Annotated in this window: 18 protein-coding genes and 2 pseudogenes; 16 read left to right on the forward strand and 4 right to left on the reverse strand. The window is 29.2% G+C overall.

What is annotated here, in order from left to right; translation table 11 throughout:
- Positions 1-518 (forward strand): helix-turn-helix transcriptional regulator (locus J7M77_RS12245; RefSeq protein WP_296878963.1); only part of this gene is annotated, 518 nt, incomplete at its 5' end.
- Positions 519-538: 20 nt separating this feature from the next.
- Here J7M77_RS12245 and J7M77_RS12250 read toward each other — a convergent pair.
- Positions 539-1,882: an MATE family efflux transporter gene (locus tag J7M77_RS12250; protein ID WP_296878965.1), complete on the reverse strand. Its 1,344-nt coding sequence runs from the start codon at positions 1,880-1,882 to the stop codon at positions 539-541.
- A 133-nt stretch (positions 1,883-2,015) separates the two neighbouring features.
- Positions 2,016-2,918 (reverse strand): HD domain-containing phosphohydrolase, encoded by a 903-nt coding sequence (locus J7M77_RS12255; RefSeq protein ID WP_296878967.1) that lies wholly within the window; start codon positions 2,916-2,918, stop codon positions 2,016-2,018.
- Positions 2,919-3,042: 124 nt separating this feature from the next.
- Here J7M77_RS12255 and rnmV point away from each other — a divergent pair, with 124 nt between their 5' ends.
- The 7 genes from rnmV to J7M77_RS12290 all read left to right on the forward strand — a co-directional run bounded on the left by rnmV (position 3,043) and on the right by J7M77_RS12290 (position 8,974).
- On the forward strand, positions 3,043-3,573 hold the full coding sequence (gene rnmV, locus J7M77_RS12260) for a ribonuclease M5 (protein WP_296878969.1): 531 nt from the start codon (positions 3,043-3,045) through the stop codon (positions 3,571-3,573).
- Positions 3,560-4,099, forward strand: a complete 540-nt coding sequence (locus tag J7M77_RS12265) for a hypothetical protein (protein WP_296878971.1) — start codon at positions 3,560-3,562, stop codon at positions 4,097-4,099. Before rnmV ends, J7M77_RS12265 begins: the two co-directional genes overlap by 14 nt.
- Positions 4,096-4,902, forward strand: a complete 807-nt coding sequence (rsmA, locus tag J7M77_RS12270) for a 16S rRNA (adenine(1518)-N(6)/adenine(1519)-N(6))-dimethyltransferase RsmA (RefSeq protein ID WP_296878973.1) — start codon at positions 4,096-4,098, stop codon at positions 4,900-4,902. The genes J7M77_RS12265 and rsmA overlap by 4 nt, the downstream gene beginning before the upstream one ends.
- Before the next feature lie 26 nt (positions 4,903-4,928).
- Positions 4,929-5,672, forward strand: coding sequence for a sporulation peptidase YabG (locus J7M77_RS12275; RefSeq protein ID WP_296878975.1), 744 nt, complete (start codon positions 4,929-4,931; stop codon positions 5,670-5,672).
- Between the two features lie 4 nt (positions 5,673-5,676).
- Positions 5,677-6,525, forward strand: coding sequence for a 4-(cytidine 5'-diphospho)-2-C-methyl-D-erythritol kinase (gene ispE, locus J7M77_RS12280; RefSeq protein ID WP_296878977.1), 849 nt, complete (start codon positions 5,677-5,679; stop codon positions 6,523-6,525).
- A 103-nt stretch (positions 6,526-6,628) separates the two neighbouring features.
- The gene (glmU, locus tag J7M77_RS12285; RefSeq protein WP_296878980.1) at positions 6,629-8,008 is read left to right on the forward strand and encodes a bifunctional UDP-N-acetylglucosamine diphosphorylase/glucosamine-1-phosphate N-acetyltransferase GlmU; all 1,380 of its coding nucleotides are present in this window, start codon (positions 6,629-6,631) and stop codon (positions 8,006-8,008) included.
- Positions 8,009-8,017: 9 nt separating this feature from the next.
- Entirely contained in the window at positions 8,018-8,974 is a 957-nt protein-coding gene (locus J7M77_RS12290; RefSeq protein WP_296878982.1) for a ribose-phosphate pyrophosphokinase, read from the forward strand.
- Positions 8,975-9,103: 129 nt separating this feature from the next.
- Here J7M77_RS12290 and J7M77_RS12295 read toward each other — a convergent pair whose 3' ends face one another.
- Positions 9,104-9,388 carry a helix-turn-helix transcriptional regulator gene (locus tag J7M77_RS12295; protein WP_296878984.1) on the reverse strand — a complete coding sequence of 95 codons (285 nt, stop codon included), beginning with the start codon at positions 9,386-9,388 and terminating at the stop codon, positions 9,104-9,106.
- A gap of 128 nt (positions 9,389-9,516) precedes the next feature.
- On the opposite strand from J7M77_RS12295, the gene J7M77_RS12300 reads away from it, so the two are divergent.
- The 7 genes and pseudogenes from J7M77_RS12300 to J7M77_RS12325 all read left to right on the forward strand — a co-directional run bounded on the left by J7M77_RS12300 (position 9,517) and on the right by J7M77_RS12325 (position 15,528).
- Positions 9,517-9,744: a hypothetical protein gene (locus J7M77_RS12300; RefSeq protein ID WP_296878986.1), complete on the forward strand. Its 228-nt coding sequence runs from the start codon at positions 9,517-9,519 to the stop codon at positions 9,742-9,744.
- Positions 9,745-10,121: 377 nt separating this feature from the next.
- A pseudogene (locus J7M77_RS16915) lies at positions 10,122-10,388 on the forward strand (radical SAM protein); the annotation flags it as partial.
- 287 nt (positions 10,389-10,675) lie between these two features.
- Positions 10,676-12,013: a radical SAM protein gene (locus J7M77_RS12305; RefSeq protein WP_296878988.1), complete on the forward strand. Its 1,338-nt coding sequence runs from the start codon at positions 10,676-10,678 to the stop codon at positions 12,011-12,013.
- A gap of 166 nt (positions 12,014-12,179) precedes the next feature.
- Entirely contained in the window at positions 12,180-12,341 is a 162-nt protein-coding gene (locus J7M77_RS12310) for a hypothetical protein (protein ID WP_296878991.1), read from the forward strand.
- Positions 12,342-12,432: 91 nt separating this feature from the next.
- Entirely contained in the window at positions 12,433-13,596 is a 1,164-nt protein-coding gene (locus tag J7M77_RS12315; RefSeq protein ID WP_296878993.1) for a radical SAM protein, read from the forward strand.
- Complete coding sequence (locus J7M77_RS12320) at positions 13,565-14,608, forward strand: hypothetical protein (protein WP_296878994.1); 1,044 nt, start codon at positions 13,565-13,567, stop codon at positions 14,606-14,608. The genes J7M77_RS12315 and J7M77_RS12320 overlap by 32 nt, the downstream gene beginning before the upstream one ends.
- Positions 14,609-14,640: 32 nt before the next feature.
- Positions 14,641-15,528, forward strand: coding sequence for a hypothetical protein (locus J7M77_RS12325; protein ID WP_296878995.1), 888 nt, complete (start codon positions 14,641-14,643; stop codon positions 15,526-15,528).
- Positions 15,529-15,641: 113 nt separating this feature from the next.
- Here the strand turns inward: J7M77_RS12325 and J7M77_RS12330 are convergent, their stop codons facing one another.
- On the reverse strand, positions 15,642-15,869 hold the full coding sequence (locus J7M77_RS12330; protein WP_296878996.1) for a cyclophilin-like fold protein: 228 nt from the start codon (positions 15,867-15,869) through the stop codon (positions 15,642-15,644).
- Between the two features lie 146 nt (positions 15,870-16,015).
- Here J7M77_RS12330 and tnpA point away from each other — a divergent pair.
- Positions 16,016-16,416, forward strand: a pseudogene (gene tnpA, locus J7M77_RS12335) (IS200/IS605 family transposase).
- Positions 16,417-16,517: the final 101 nt, after the last annotated feature.

A 16,517-nucleotide genomic window follows, 5' to 3' on the forward strand; every position in this document is an offset into this window, starting at 1 on the left:
CACTTGCCATTAGTGTTTTATCAAAGCAAAATGATCAAGAACGGAAGATTTTAGATTATGTAAGAAAAATAGTCGCAGTATCCAAAGAAGATGAATTATATTGTTTGGAATTGCTTTGTCGTTTATGGCGTCATTTATTCGTATTGTTATTGCCATTAACTAAAACTGATAAACAATTACCTAGTGAGCATATTCAAGAAAAAAGAGTGCGTTTAATGGTGACATTTATTCATGATAATTATTTTAATAATATTACTATTGATGACATTGCTTCATTTGCAAAAATAAGTCGAAGTGAATGTTTTCGCTGTTTTAGTTCCGTTATTCAAAAGACACCACAACAGTATCTAAATGAATATCGCTTAACTAGAGCAGCTAAGCTATTAATTAATACTGATCAAAAAATAATTGATATATGTTTTTCTTGCGGTTTTAATAGTTTTAGTTATTTTGGTAAATTATTTAAAAAGATTTCGGGCAAAACACCGCAGGAGTATCGCAATTTTTATCGCAATTAAAAACAAGGCGAACCTTGTTTTTAATTATGTAATAATTTTTTTGATGTTCGATTTAATAACAATAATGCAATCATACTAGCAATTGTTTCTGAGATCATAAAGGTTGACCAAACACCGTTTAAACCAATAACTTGAATTAAAAGATAAGCTAGCGGTAAAGTAATCACTAGTTGTCTTAATAATGAAATAATTAGTGAATTTAAACCATTGCCTAATGCTTCAAAGACACCAGAAATAACAATTCCCAAAGTTGATAAAATAAAGCTTGGAGCAATGATCTTTAAACCAATAATACCGATCTTCATTAATTCATCACTGGCAGAAAACCATGAAAGAATCAAATTAGGGAAGATCAAAAAGATAAGTGTTCCTAAACTTAGAATCGTTAAAGAACAAAGCAAGGATACTTTGATAATCTGTTTGACCCGATCAAAATGTTTAGCACCAAAGTTATAACTGATTAATGGACGCATTCCTTGAATTAAACCGTTAGTTGGCATATAAATAAATGTTTGTAATTTAAAATAGATACCAAAAAAGGCAATCGCTGTTTGGGATACAGTAGCTAGAATACCGTTTAATAAAGAAACTAGTAATGATGGCATTGCCTGCATCAGCCCTGATGGGATCCCAATTGAATAAAGATTAGAAACTGTTTGTAAATTAAGTTTAAAATGTTTAAATGATATTTTTAAATTTGATGTTTTAATAAATAAAATAATTGCTAAGATACAAGCAGTCATTTGCCCAATCACGGTGGCAATCGCAGCTCCAGCTACGCCAAGTTGTAAATGACCATTGATTCCAAAGATCAAGATTGGATCTAAGATGATATTAACAATTGCACCAATAGCTTGTAAAAACATAGGAATGATCATGTTACCGGTAGCCTGAAACATTTTTTCAATCGTAATATGAATAATTGAACCAAAGGTTAAGGTGATTACGATACTGCCATAAGTAATGGCATAATCTAATACTTGATGGTTACTTGTAAATAATTGAAAAAAGGGCTTCATAAAAAATAAACCAATAATGACAAATAATAAAGAATGAAAGATTGCTAAAACAATTCCATGATCACAAATACTGTTAGCTTTTTTAATATCCTTGGCGCCAAGATTTTTCGCAATTAAAGCATTAATAGCGACCCCTAATCCTACTGAACAAGCAAGTGATAGATTTTGCAGGGGATAAGCTAGTGATAAAGCTGTTAAAGCTTCTTCACCTAGTTTAGCGACAAAGATACTATCAACGATATTATACATTGATTGGATTAACATTGAGATCATTGGGGGAATAGCCATTTTCATTAATAATGGGAAAACTGGTTTATTAGCCATTTCGCTATACTCTTGATTCATAAATTCCTCCTAAAAAAAGAGCTATAGCCCTCGTTTATAACTCAGAAACGAGAAAAAGCTATAGCTCTAAAACTCATATTTTAAAAGCGTGAATATCTTAACCAAATTTAAACAATTTGTCAACTGGCAAAAGTTATTTATTTTTAATAACTTCAATTAAAGCATCAATAATCTTTGGCTCAAATAATCTTTCTTTAGCATTAGCTAAAATCTTGATAGCTTCATTAGAGGAATGACCTTTACAATATGGCCTATTAGCAACAATGGCATCGTAGCTATCAGCAACCGCAATAATTTTAGCCCCGTAATTAATTTGATCAGCTTTTAATCCTAATGGATAGCCATTACCATCGTAGCGTTCGTGATGCTGTAAGATCATTTCTAATATCGATTCATTAAAAATATCTTTAAGCATTTGTGAAGATTTTAAAGGATGTGTTTCCATAACCGTTTTTTCTTGTGTGGTTAATGGGCCAGGTTTTAACAAGATTTCATCGGGAATTTTAATTTTGCCAATATCGTGAAAATATGAAGCATAGTATAGATCATATAATAAATGATCATGAATTTCTAATTTAGAAGCTATTTTCATTGATAACTCCTGGACACGAAAGCAATGTTCACTTGTTTTATGATCTTTTTTTAATAATTCAATCATTAACTTAGTTGCCTTATTATTTAAATGTTTGATTTGATCAAAAACATGGCAATCATAAATACATAACATTATTGTATCTTCTTCAATTTTATAATAATAACAATCACTGGAATCCTTTAATTCAAGCGTATCACCACTAGTTAAGGTTTTAGCTTTTTGATAAGGATCAATCGTTATTTTACCAGAAAGTATGATAATTATTTTACTTTTATCGTGATTTAAAAGGGGTTTAAAGACACCATAACTGTCTTTTTTTAATCGATATCTAATAATTTCAAAATCTTTTTTTAAGTAAAGTAACTCAATTTCGATTTGTTCAAAAGTCGATATTGTCCTTTCAATATAGTTGTAGTTTTTTATAATATTTGGTTTGTTCATTTTCTTTAGTCCTTCTTAGTAATTAATTGTAGCTAATGAATATAGTGATGTCAATTTATTGTCTTTTATTTTTTGATAAATCTCGTTATAATTAGGGTTAAGGAAGTTATAAAGAGGATAGATGATGAAAAAAATTAAAGAAATTGTGGTTGTTGAAGGGAAAACAGATACAGCTTTATTAAAAAAATTATTTGAAGTAGATACGATTGAAACTCATGGATTAGCTTTAAGTGCTGATACACTAACATTAATTAAAGAAGCTAGTAAATCACGGGGAATTATTGTTTTGACTGATCCTGATTTTCCAGGACGAAAAATTCGTGATCAGATTCAAAAAGTGGTTCCTAATTGTAAACATGCTTTTGTCGCTAAAAAAGATGCCGTTGGTAAAAAGAAAGTTGGCGTTGCTGAAGCTAAAGAAGAAGCAGTAATTGCTGCAATTGAAAATGTGGTAACTTTTGATGCAAATCAAGAAAGTATTAGCTGGAAAGAGTTTTTAGATCTTGATATTATCGGTAATAAAGAGAGAAGATTAATGGTTTATGAGTTATTTAATTTGGGTTATGGTAATGTTAAGACATTATTTAAGCGTTTAAATATGGTAGGGATAACTAAAGAAGAAATCATAAGGAGATTAGAAAATGGAATTAGCTAGACGTAATGGGTATAAATTTATTGTTGAAAAGGAATTTAAGGGAGAATATTTGTGTCCAATCATTGATAATTTAAAAGCTAAATATATTGATGGCTTTGATGATTACAATGAAGTTTATCATTGCAATCAATTGATCCACCAATTAAATCAAGATCCGAAGATTAAATTAGATTATCATTTGATGTATCAAGAAGATAAATGTCTAGGTTTAGCTTTAATTGCTACAGGAACGATCGATGCGCTTGAATTTTTTGATCAGCCGTTATTTAAAACAACAGATAAGGCAATTGTTTTAAACTATTTTCATATATCTAGTCAAGGCCGTGGTAACGGGACTTACTGGTTAAAAAATATCATTTTGCCATATTATCAAGATAAGGATTATATGTATTTAAAATCATCACATCCTCATGCTTTTAGTTTATATCAGCGTTTAGGTGAAGTTATTGGTGAATATGAAACTGTTAGTGATAATGGTGATTTTAAACGAAAAGGAAAATTATTTAAGATAAAGGTGTCAAAATGAAAAAGATTGCAACAGTGACAACTACAAAAGAAATCTTAGAGAAATATCATTTAGGGGCGTTAAAGAAATTAGGGCAAAACTTTTTAGTTGATGTAAATGTTATTGATCGCATTATTTCTAGTGCTGCTATTGATCAAGAAACCGCCGTTATTGAAGTCGGACCAGGAATTGGTGCTTTAACCCAGCGTTTAGCTTTTTATAGTGGTAAAGTAGTAAGTTATGAAATTGATGAAAGATTCAAACCGGTATATCAAGACTATTTACCATTTGATAATCTAGAAATTATTTTTGGTGATTTCATGAAACAGGATATTGATGCACTAATCACTTCATTAAAAAAAGATTATCAAAAGGTTTATTTGGTCGCTAACTTACCTTATTATATTACTACCCCAATCATTGAAAAAGTACTTTTAAGTAATCATAAGATTGATAAAATTATTGTGATGATCCAAAAAGAAGTTGCTTTAAAAATGACCAGCGGTTATAAAAATCCCTTACTTTTATTACTTGAAGATATGGGAAAGATTGAGTATTTATTTACAGTTAGTAAAAATGTCTTTATCCCAGCTCCTCATGTGGATTCAGCAGTTATTAGTATTAAAGTAGAAAAAGAGGCTAATTTAAAGCTGTATCAATTATTGAAGGTATGTTTTAAACAGCGGCGAAAAACAATTTTAAATAATTTAAAACAAGTATATCCTAACGCTAAAGAAATTTTAGTACAGGCAAAAATTGATAGCAGTAAACGTAGTGAGGAATTAGAATTAACAGATTTTATTAATATCACCAAATTTATTTGATTACATATAATAAACTGGTGATAAAGATGAAAATAGGAGATATTGTTTGTCGAAAGAAATATGGAAAAGATATTTGCTTTCGAATTAGTGATATTAAAGATGGGGTTTATTATTTAACGGGAATTGAATATCGCTTGATTGCTGATAGTGATGAAAGTGATTTGGAATTAAGTGATTTTAGTAGTGAGAAAAAAGATATCCTGGTAGAAAATAAACCATGTTTAAAAGGTAGTGTTTTACACATTGATGGCGATCCAGAATATTTGAAAATGTGTTTAGATAAATATCGCGAGTTCAATATCAATGTGCATGGTTATTATATGAAAGAAACTGAAATTAAAGAAAAGATCATTCCTTTATTAGAAAAACATCGACCTAATTTATTAGTAATAACAGGTCATGATGCGATGAAGAAAAATGGTGATCGCCATGATATAAATTGTTATTTACATTCAAAAGATTTTGTCGAGGCAATTAGACAAGCCCGTTTGTATCAAAATGATAAAGATAGTTTGATTATCTTTGCAGGGGCCTGTCAGTCTTATTATGAATTGTTATTAGCTAGTGGGGCTAATTTTGCTTCAAGTCCTAGTCGCAAAAATATTCATGCCCTAGATCCCGTTTTTGTCGTTAGTCAAATTGCTAATGCGAGCATTAAGAATTATGTTGATTTAGAAAAAATAGTTGCTAAAACATCAAATAAACATTTAGGAATTGGTGGGATCGATACTAGAGGAGTGGCCAGAAAAATTTATCCAGCAAGCAGGTGAAAGAATGAAAATAAGAGCGTATGCAAAAATCAATCTAGCATTAGATGTCGTATCAAAACGAGCTGATGGTTATCATGAATTAGAAATGGTGATGGCACCAATCACTTTACATGATTTAATTTATATCAATATTATTCCTAGCGGAATTGAAATTGAATCAAATAGTAAGATCATGCCAACTGATCAGCGTAATATTATGTATAAAGTAGCAGCGTTGATGCAACAAAAGTATCAAATAAATAAAGGTGTTAAAATTTTTGTTTATAAACATATTCCAACACAAGCGGGATTAGCCGGAGGCAGTGCTGATGGAGCGGCTGTAATAAAAGCCATGAATCAATTGTTTCATTTAAATTTAACCCTTGAACAAATGGCTGATCTTGGTAAAGAAGTAGGAGCTGATATTCCTTTTTGCATTTATCAAAAAATTGCTTTTGTTAAGGGAATTGGTGAAAAGATTGAATTGATCGATCATCCTTTTAATTGTAAAGTATTATTAGTAAAACCGAAACGTGGGGTTTCAACAAAAAAATGTTTTAACAGTTTAGATTTAAAACGAGTTAAACACTTAGATTGTAAAACAATGATTCAAGGAATCAAAAATGATGATTATCAAACAGTAATCGATAATTTACAAAATACTTTAGAAGAACCATCAATTGAAATGGTTCCCGAAATTGCCAGAATCAAAGAGGAAATGAAAGAATTAGGCTTTGATGGGACGTTAATGTCTGGAAGTGGTTCAACGGTTTTTGGATTAACTTTAGATGATACGATCTTAGAAAAAGGATATGAGTACTTTAAAGGGAAATATTATTTTGTAAGAAAAACGGAAATATTAAACGAAAAATAAGTAAAGCTCAAAAAACTATGCAATTTATCTTTAGTTTTTTCGCTTTTTTCTTTAACTAATGTTAATTTTTTGTTATTATGGTGTTGTTAAAAGAGGTGTGAAGATGAAAACTTATGCGGTAGTAATGGCGGCTGGTAAAGGAACCAGAATGAAATCAGATAAGCCAAAGGTTGTTCATGAAGTTTTATATAAACCAATGATCAATCACATTGTTGATGAATTAAAACAAGTTGGCGTAGATGAAATTTATGTTATCGTTGGTCATAAAGCTAGCGAGGTTGAAAAGTTGTTAGATGGGGTCAATATCATCCATCAGTATGAACAGTTGGGAACTGGACATGCATTAATGCAATGTAGAGAAGCTTTAGCTAATAAAGAAGGAACTACAGTAGTATTAAATGGCGATGCTCCATTAATTACTAGTGAAACATTGCAAAATTTAATTGCTTATCATAATGATAATCAATTAAAAGGAACGATCATGACTTGTGATTGTGATTTGGACAAGAAATTTGGTCGGGTAATTCGTGAAAACGATCAAGTTAAAGGAATTGTAGAGTTCAAAGATTGTAATGACGAGCAAGTTAAAATTAGTGAAATGAACTGTGGAGAATATTGTTTTGACAATATTGCTTTATTTGAAGCATTAGAAAAAGTAACTAATGACAATGCTCAAAATGAATATTATATTACTGATGTAATTGCAATTATGAATGATGAAAATTTAAAAGTTGGTGGTTATAAGATTGCTGATTTAAATGAAGTTGGTGGAATTAACGACCGCGTTGAATTGGCCGAAGCAACTAAATCATTGCAATTGAAAGTTAATAAACAACATTTATTAAATGGTGTCAATATTATTGATATTAATAACACTTATATTGGTGTTGATGTTGAAATTGGTAGTGATACTACTATTGAACCAGGATGTGTTATTAAAGGTAAAACAAAGATTGGAAATAATTGTCATATTGGACCATATTGTGAATTTGATAATGTTGAAATCAAAGACAATGTGGAAATTAAATTCTCAGTTATTTCTGATTCTATTATTGAAAATGGTGTCGATATTGGACCGTTTGCAAGACTTAGAACAAATTGCCATATTATGGAAAATGCGCACATGGGAAATTTTGTCGAAATGAAAAAGGCAGTTTTTGGAAAAGGCAGCAAAGCTTCTCATTTGACGTATGTTGGTGATGCTACAGTAGGAAGCAACGTTAATTTAGGTTGTGGAACGATTACTTCAAATTATGATGGTAAAAATAAATTCCAAACAATTATTGGCGATAATGCTTTTATTGGATGTAATAGTAATTTAGTTGCTCCAGTAACTGTTGGTAATAACGCTTATGTTGCAGCCGGTTCAACAATTACAGATTTAGTAGAAGATGATGCTATGGCAATCGCTAGAGCAAAACAAGTTAATAAAGAAGGTTACGCTAAGGTATTAGAACAAAAGAGAAATCAAAGAGGAAAATAGGAGAATAAGATGAAGAACAAAATTACTGTTTTTTCGTTATCAGCTAGTAAAGAATTAGCTAATGATATTGCGGATAAATTAGGAACTAAAGTAGGTAAAAGTAAAGTACATCATTTTGCCGATGGGGAAATCTTGGTTGAAATTGAAGAGTCAGTTCGTGGAAAAGATGTATTTATCGTTCAGTCAACTTCTAATCCAGTTACTGAAAATTTAATGGAAATATTAGTTTTAGTTGATGCTTTAAAAAGAGCTTCAGCTAAAGAAATTACAGCGATCATTCCATATTTTGGATATGCTCGCCAAGATCGTAAAGCTAAACCAAGACAACCAATCACTTCAAAATTAGTTGCTGATTTATTAACGGTAGCAGGAGTAACTAGAGTAGTTACGGTTGATCTACATGCAGCCCAAATTCAAGGATTCTTTGACATCCCTGTTGATGAAATGCAGGCTTTGCCATTGATTTCTAACTATTTCAAAACTAAGAAAATGGAAGATATTTGTGTTGTATCACCTGATCATGGCGGAGCAACTAGAGCTCGTAAATTGGCAGTTGCTTTAGATGCCCCAGTAGCTATTATTGATAAAAGAAGACCAAAACCAAATGTAGCTGAAATTATGGGGGTTTTAGGTGATGTTTCTGGTAAAAACTGTATCATGGTTGATGATATGATCGATACTGGAGGAACAATTGTAGCCGGGATTGAAATGTTGAAAGAAAAAGGTGCTAAGTCAATTTGTGTGGCTTGTACGCACCCAGTATTTTCAGGACCAGCAGTAGAAAGATTACAAAATTCTTCTGCTGATGAAGTAGTTGTTACGGATACAATTAAATTACCAGAAGAAAAAATGTTCCCTAAATTAAAAATTGTTTCTGTAGCTGGTTTATTAGCTAAAACAATTGAAAATATTGAAAACTGCTTACCAGTTTCTGATGTTTTCCAAATGTTTGATTTTGATAAATAAAAAGGATTACTATCGAAAATAGATTTATTCATTGTTAAAAAGGGTAAAGTTAGATTATTTAAATCTAAACTTTACCCTTTTTTATGATATTGAAAATAATTAACTTCAAATGTTTTAAAAAAGAGATTTTTATTTGTTTATAGAATCAAAATAATTTATTAAATCATAAATAATTTTTTTTTGTTCAGGAGTTAAATTATTTACTTGAATAGATTCTGTTGCAACGTTAGTAATTAATTCATCTGTAGTGATGTGAAATAATCTTGCCATTTCTACTACATATTGAGTTGTAGGAGTTGAAATTCCCATTTCCCAAGCGTTAACGCTTGATCTAGAAATCCCAAGTAACTTTGCTAACTTATTTTGTGAAAGACCTGCTAATTCTCTATATTTTTTGATATTATCTGCGATCATTTTATCACTCCTTGTATTGATATTATAAACTAACGTAATTGATAATAAATTATCAATAGATGTATTAATTAATTGACATATTATAATTTTTTTTTTATAATTAATGCGTGGGAGGTATATATTTTATTATGGAATGGTTAGATATAGTAGTAATTATTTTTTCAATATATTGCTTGTTTTGTGGTTGGAGATTTACGGAAGATAGGGTTTCTTTTTTGACAACAATGAAAAATAATAACACACCATTTATATTGTATTTATTATTACGAATTATTTTGTCTGGTGTATTAGGGGTATTTTATGGAGTATATTATTTCTTTTTAACATTAATTAATCTTCTTAAAATATTTTGGTAAATAAGAATTTATAATTATGATATGCAGAAATAATGATTTTATACTTAGAAAATTAATAAAACATATTTTTGGGTTACTACAAAAAAACAATAAATAATATTTTTTCAATAAATGATATGGCCAAAATTATTTGGACTGTATAGATGAATATAATACTGAAGAAGATATATTTACAAAAATCTCATTAATATTAAAGAGAAAATTAACAAAAAAATAATGATTGATTTTTTTGAAAGATATTTGCGAGATACTTTTTATGGAGAAGTAAAGTTATGGTAAATGAAATAGAGAATAATTTTCAATTAATTAAAAGATGAAAATTTTTCAAAAGATAGAATAGCTATTAGTGGTGAAATTGAACTGACAATTATTGCAATTTTAATTGTGTTCATTGTTATGAATCAATGAAAAGAAATAAAAAGGATATCTTATCTACAGATAAATTGAAAAACATAATTGATCAGTGTATAGAATTAGGAACATTGAACTTGTATTTTACCAGTGGTGAAGCAATGCTTAAAAAAGATTTTGATGAAATCTATAAATATTGTAGAAAAAAGGGGTTGTCAATAGGTATTTTATCAAACGGCATTTCCATAACAGATAAAAAATTGAACTGTTTAAAGAGTATGAATCAACTATGATTGATATATCACTATATGGAGCATTAGAAGAATCTTATTATATCAAAAGTGACAGGTGTGAAAGGTCAATATAATATTGTAATGAAAAATATAAAAAGATTATATGAAAACAATATTAGATTTAATTTAAAGGAAATTATTTTGAAAGAGAACATAAAAGATATATTGTTAGTGAAAAAATAACCGAACAATAAAAAACTGTTTCAGTGTAGTATGTTTTGATTAAATATATTGCTATTGATGAAATAATATTATAAAAAAGGAGGGGAAATATCAAGGGTAATTCCTTGAAAAACAACATGAAAATATCACAATTTATAATTGCAGCCGAGCAGGATGATAATCCAAATATTTATTTACTATATAATACTCATACAACGGCGTTTGTTGTGATGGAAAAAGAAAAATATAATAAAATTTTTATAGAAAAAGATTTTAATCAAGATTGTGTACAACAACTTCATAAAATGGGGTTCCTCATAAATAATGATTTTGATGAGTTAGCGGCATTAGAAGAATTACGTATAAAAGGAATGAGTGATCCAGTTCAAAATGTAACATTACTTACTACAACGGAGTGCAATGCACGATGCTATTATTGTTTTGAACATGGAATAAAACAATATCCAATGTCAAGAAAAGTTGCAGATGCAACGATTCAATATATTAAAAAAAATTATCCTGAACCTCAATTTGCAATTAATTGGTTTGGTGGAGAGCCATTAATGAATTTTGAAATAATGAAGTATATAACAGAAGAGTTGAAAAAAGCTGGTTATGACTTAATAGCACACATAACAACAAACGGCTCTCTTTTAACGGAAGAAATGCTTGAGTATTTTCAAAAAGAATATTCAGATCTTTCATTTCAGATAACAATTGATGAAATTGGAGAAAAGTATGGAAAAATAAAAAGATATGTAGATATTGATGCAAAAGATGCTTATAAGCGTGTAATCAATAATGTATGTATGTTATTAGATCATCATGTTACAACAAATGTTAGGTTGAATTTCGCAGCGAGTAAAATAGAAAGAGCAAAAGAAATTTATATACAATTGAAAAAAGAATTTAAAGAACATGATAATTCTTCTTTATATATTTATTTTGCACCACTTACTTTGGATAGTGATAATGAGATTATAAGTGATTTCCATGGTGATATAGAACATCCATTCCTTCAGGCTGTAAAAACTCAATTTAGTGAGGGGTTTCCACTGTACAAACCGCGTTATGATGGAGATATGAGTTTGATAGGTGCATTCGGATTAATGCCTAATGCGTTTTCTTGTGGAATGACTACCAAAAATAGAATATCAATTGATGCAGATGGATCATTATATAAATGTCATCGTTTATCAGGAAAAAAAGAATTTGCATGTGGAACAGTATTTGATGGCATATCAAAAGATAATAGTATATATCGAATTTTTAGAAATACTACCATAGAAGACGAAGAATGTAAAAAATGTAATTTGTTGCCAATTTGTCAGGCCGGATGTAAATCGCAGAGAATATTGTATGGAAATAAGCAAAAATGCCATCGAATTCGACAAATACAAAAAGAACTTGTTAATCTTTATTATAAAGAAATAAATAAAAAAAGAATGGAGGTGAAAATATGACAGTTATTAGAGAAGGATATTCAGAAGAAATGCTCAAAGTTGTATTTGAGCATGTAGCATCTGGATCTTGCACTACGTGCTGCGACACTTGTTCCAATGATTAATATGGGGTAAGTTGTTTATTGTTATTAAGAATGTATTATTACTTGAAAGGAGGACAATATATATGACCAAGTTATTTCTTGACAGTACAGAAAAAAGTAAACTGACTGAGATGATTGAAAAGGCAGAAAAAAAATATGGTACTGAAGGATATAATTTTGATCCGGGATTTGCCACATATTCATGTAGCTGTACGGCTCATAAAAAGTCTTGTGGTTGGGATTGATTTCTAACATATACAAGCACATGTAAAACAGCGGGAGTTTAGCTATGGATTATAGTTAAATTCCCGCTGTATCTTATCAAGGAGGTTAATCATGGATAAAGATCAAAAAAAAATTATGCTTTTGTTAACGGAAGAATGCAATTTAAATTGTATATATTGCTATGAACATTTTAAAAGTAAAAGAAAAATGAGCTTTGATACAGCAAAAAATATTTTGGACCATTTTTACAGTTCTTCTAAACCGGGAGATACTGTTCTAATAGAAGTATTTGGCGGAGAACCATTTACTAATTTTGAACTTATAAAGCAAATAGATGATTATGTAATGACTATTTATGGTGATCGGAATAATTTTTTTGAAACCACTACGAATGGGACTCTTGTACACGGAGAAATTCAGGAATGGTTAAAAGAAAGAAAAGAACGATATATGGTTTCATTAAGTCTTGATGGTACAAAAAATATGCAAGATAAGAATCGACCTTTTTTATCTGGAAAAGGTAGTTATGAAAATATTGATATAGATTTCTTTGTTACTACGTGGCCTGAATGTCAAGCAAAACTAACCATGTCTGAATATACTCTTCCTTCTCTTGCTGAAGGAATCATTAGTTTATACAAATTAGGCTTTTTTGCAGATGCAACCCTTTCAACTGGAATTGATTGGAATTATTCAAAGAATGAAAAAATTTTTGTAAGAGAACTTGAAAAATTAGTTAATTATTATACAGATAATCCTGATATTAAGCTTTGTACAATGTTAGATTATGATTTAAGATTAGTATTTTCGAAACTAAACAAGAAATTACGATTTTGCGGAGCTGGAGAAATGACAGCATGCTATGATATAGATGGAAACGTATATCCCTGTCAAGGATTTGCTCCAATATCCATAGGCGAAAAAGCAAAAATTTTTAAAAACTATGATATATCTAAATTTGATCTTATAAAAGCAAATCCTTGCTATGATTGTAAATTCTTCTTTTTATGTGCAAATTGTTATAGTGCCAATTTGGTTACTACAGGGTGCTGTCATCTTGTTGATATTAATCTTTGCTATTCATATAGATTGTGCATTCTTGCGAGTGCTAAAATTCAATTTAGAAGGATAAAGAATAAAAGGACAGAATTGACAGAAGATGATAAATTAATTCTTAAGGCAATTAGTATTATACAGGAAGAAATCTCTAATAATCAAAGCCGTTTGAATGGTGTTGAAGGACATGTATGTGATAAGTATAAAAGATGTAAATAATATACTTGAGAAGTATGAATTAGGAAACAGAGGAAAAGTTGTAGCTATTGATATATTACAATATTATCAGGTAGAAGAAAAAATATGTATAGTTATTTTGATAGAAACTATTCATCATGTAAGATTTGTTATAAAACTTTTGTCCAATAAATTGATTTGTGTTGAAGAAGAGGAAAAACGCTCAAAATTTTCGGAACTTTTACGAGTTAATGGAATTCCTGTCCCACAAAAATATAAGGTTAAAAATAAATATATAGGTTTTTTTCGTTTTTCGGATATAGAGTTTAGCGTTACAATAGAAGATTATTTTGGAGAAAATCTTAAAACGATATCTCTTGAAAACATAAAAACTCTTGGAAGATTGCTAGCAGATATGCACAAAATATCAATAAACTATGAGTATCATTTAAAAGAAGGTTCAACATATTGTGCATTATTTTCCGGAAAAGTAGGAATAGAAAAAATATGGGGAGAAAATAAAAATATTCTCCTAGAAGCCAATTTATACAAAAAAATCAAAGCTACTCATGAAATGGGAATTAGTAAAATTAAAAATATGTGGTCAGAGCTACCTGTTTATGCGGTTCATGGAGATTTAGGGTTACTAAGCAATGTAACTATTTATAATAATCGATATGGTATTATAGATTTTAATCTTTCAGGAGATGAAGTGTTATTAAATGATATGTTGATAACATGGTATAGTTCAGTATATTCATTTGATATTGTATTAATGTTGTCTTTAAAAGAACGAATTGAAAATAGAAAAATATTTTTTAGATCGTATCTCAATAATCGGAAATTAAATACTAAAGAACGAAAATATCTATATGATATGGCATGTATTATAAATGGGGTCTATTTTAACCGTTTTGCAGCGTTATTAGCAAACAAAGGATTTGAAAAGAGTGTAAAAAGAATAATTCCACATATTACTGCCAACTATTATTGTTTAGATTCAGATATAGACATTCAAAGTGAATTGCTAAAAGAAATAAATGTATTATATTGAGTAATTATTGCGTAGAATGGAGGGTGAATTATTTGATTGCTTCAGATGTGACAGTTAAATTAGAACAAGTATATAATAAATTATTAAATGATAATGGTATCGAAAAAGATATTTCAAATATAGATTCTTTAGGAATAAATATATCTGACCATCAAAAAAATTTCCCATTTGAATTGAAAGTATATTATCAGCCGAGAGAAAATATAGAAAAAAAGGAGAATGATCCCGAACTTATTCAATTTGTGTATGATAAAAAAATGGTAAAATACAGATGCATTGTAAAGGGAACTAAGTTAAAAAGAAATTATGTTGTGCTTAACAATCAAACATATTCAAATATGAAGGAATTTTCTAAAAAAATTAAAAAAATATTTCCCAATTTACAAGAAGATATAGGTAAGATACCTACATTAATACCAGAAGAAGAAACAAAATATTTGCCAATTCATATTTTGGGAGTTAAGAATAACAATAAATATGGAACTGCAATAAATATGGAATGGCTATTGAGAGATTATTTAGATGATGAAAGAAAAATATATGTCTATAATGATATATATTATAAGAATTATATTTTGAATTTGAAATCGCCTCAATTTAGTGAGTTAATTAATTTTATTCAAGAAATGTATGGTGATGTAATTAATTTGGGAAAGATGCATTTATGGCTTATGGCAATAGATTATTTTCCAAAATATAAAAGTAAATACAAAGTTTATTTAAAAATAGATGGATATAATTTATCTATTTTGCATCTTGTTAGAACGTATTTTGGGAGTCAATATGGTTTTGTACTGTCAAATTCAATAGATGAATTTATAAAACAGCATTTAGAATTGAAATTATATGGATTTGCAATATGTGTAGATGACGAAGGTAAAAAATCAATCAATATGTATTTTATCTCGAGAGAGGAATAGAAAATAACAAGGTAAAAAAAGGAGAATATATAGTCAATGACATCAACTTAAGATTATTTATATATCTAAAGTTGATGCCATTGGTAGACTTTCTTTGAAATCTATTTTTTAACCTAAAATTTATTTCCTAAATTAAATGCTTCGAATAAATATTTTTCATTATTATGTAAATCTTGCATTTCAAATATTTGGGGAAGTTGTTTTAAAAATGCATAAACACAACTATTTTGATATAAATTTAGTTGAAATTCTTGATGATTTACTGCTGATTCTTTATTTATAGTTGTATTTGCACAGCTATAAAGTACAAGAAAACACAATATTAAGATAATTTTTTTCATTATAATAAGTTCTTACGTATCCAGGTAAAGGATACGTAAGAACTCATCGAGCATTTACTCGCAGTTTGCTGCGTAATGCCTCACTCTCGTATGATTGCGAAACCACTCTGTGGTTTCGCAATCATACGAGAGTGAGGGCGATGCTAATGGGTGATAGTCAAGTTATTCATCTGCCACACAATGTGAGTAATCTTGTTTACCACATCGTCTGTCCGGCAAAATATTGTCGCGTAGTATTTGATGATTCTATATAAAGCAAATTTGCCTTGGAATAGGACTACGTTATGATTATATGCATTTTCTCGTGCAAAGTACACCTGATTATGCTCCGTCAAAATTGCTAAAAATCATAAAAAGTATAACTGCAAGGCAAATATTTGCTGAATATCCGCAAGTCAAAAAACAACTGTAGGGAGGACAGTTCTGGAGCCACGGATATTTTATTGCATCCGACGGTAAAAATCAAAACGAAAAAGTAATAAGGGAATATGTGAAGGAGCAGAATAAACAAGATACGGAATATAAGCAGTTATATTTGAGTATATAACTGCATCGCATAAGCTTCATTTGAACAAATAGCATATATATCAGATGATTATATTGAAACAGTTTTTAGAATATTAGAAGAAATGGGGGATTATATATCTT

Origin of the sequence: Thomasclavelia sp., from assembly GCF_017889095.1 — a bacterium.
Taxonomy (GTDB): domain Bacteria; phylum Bacillota_I; class Bacilli_A; order Erysipelotrichales; family Coprobacillaceae; genus Thomasclavelia.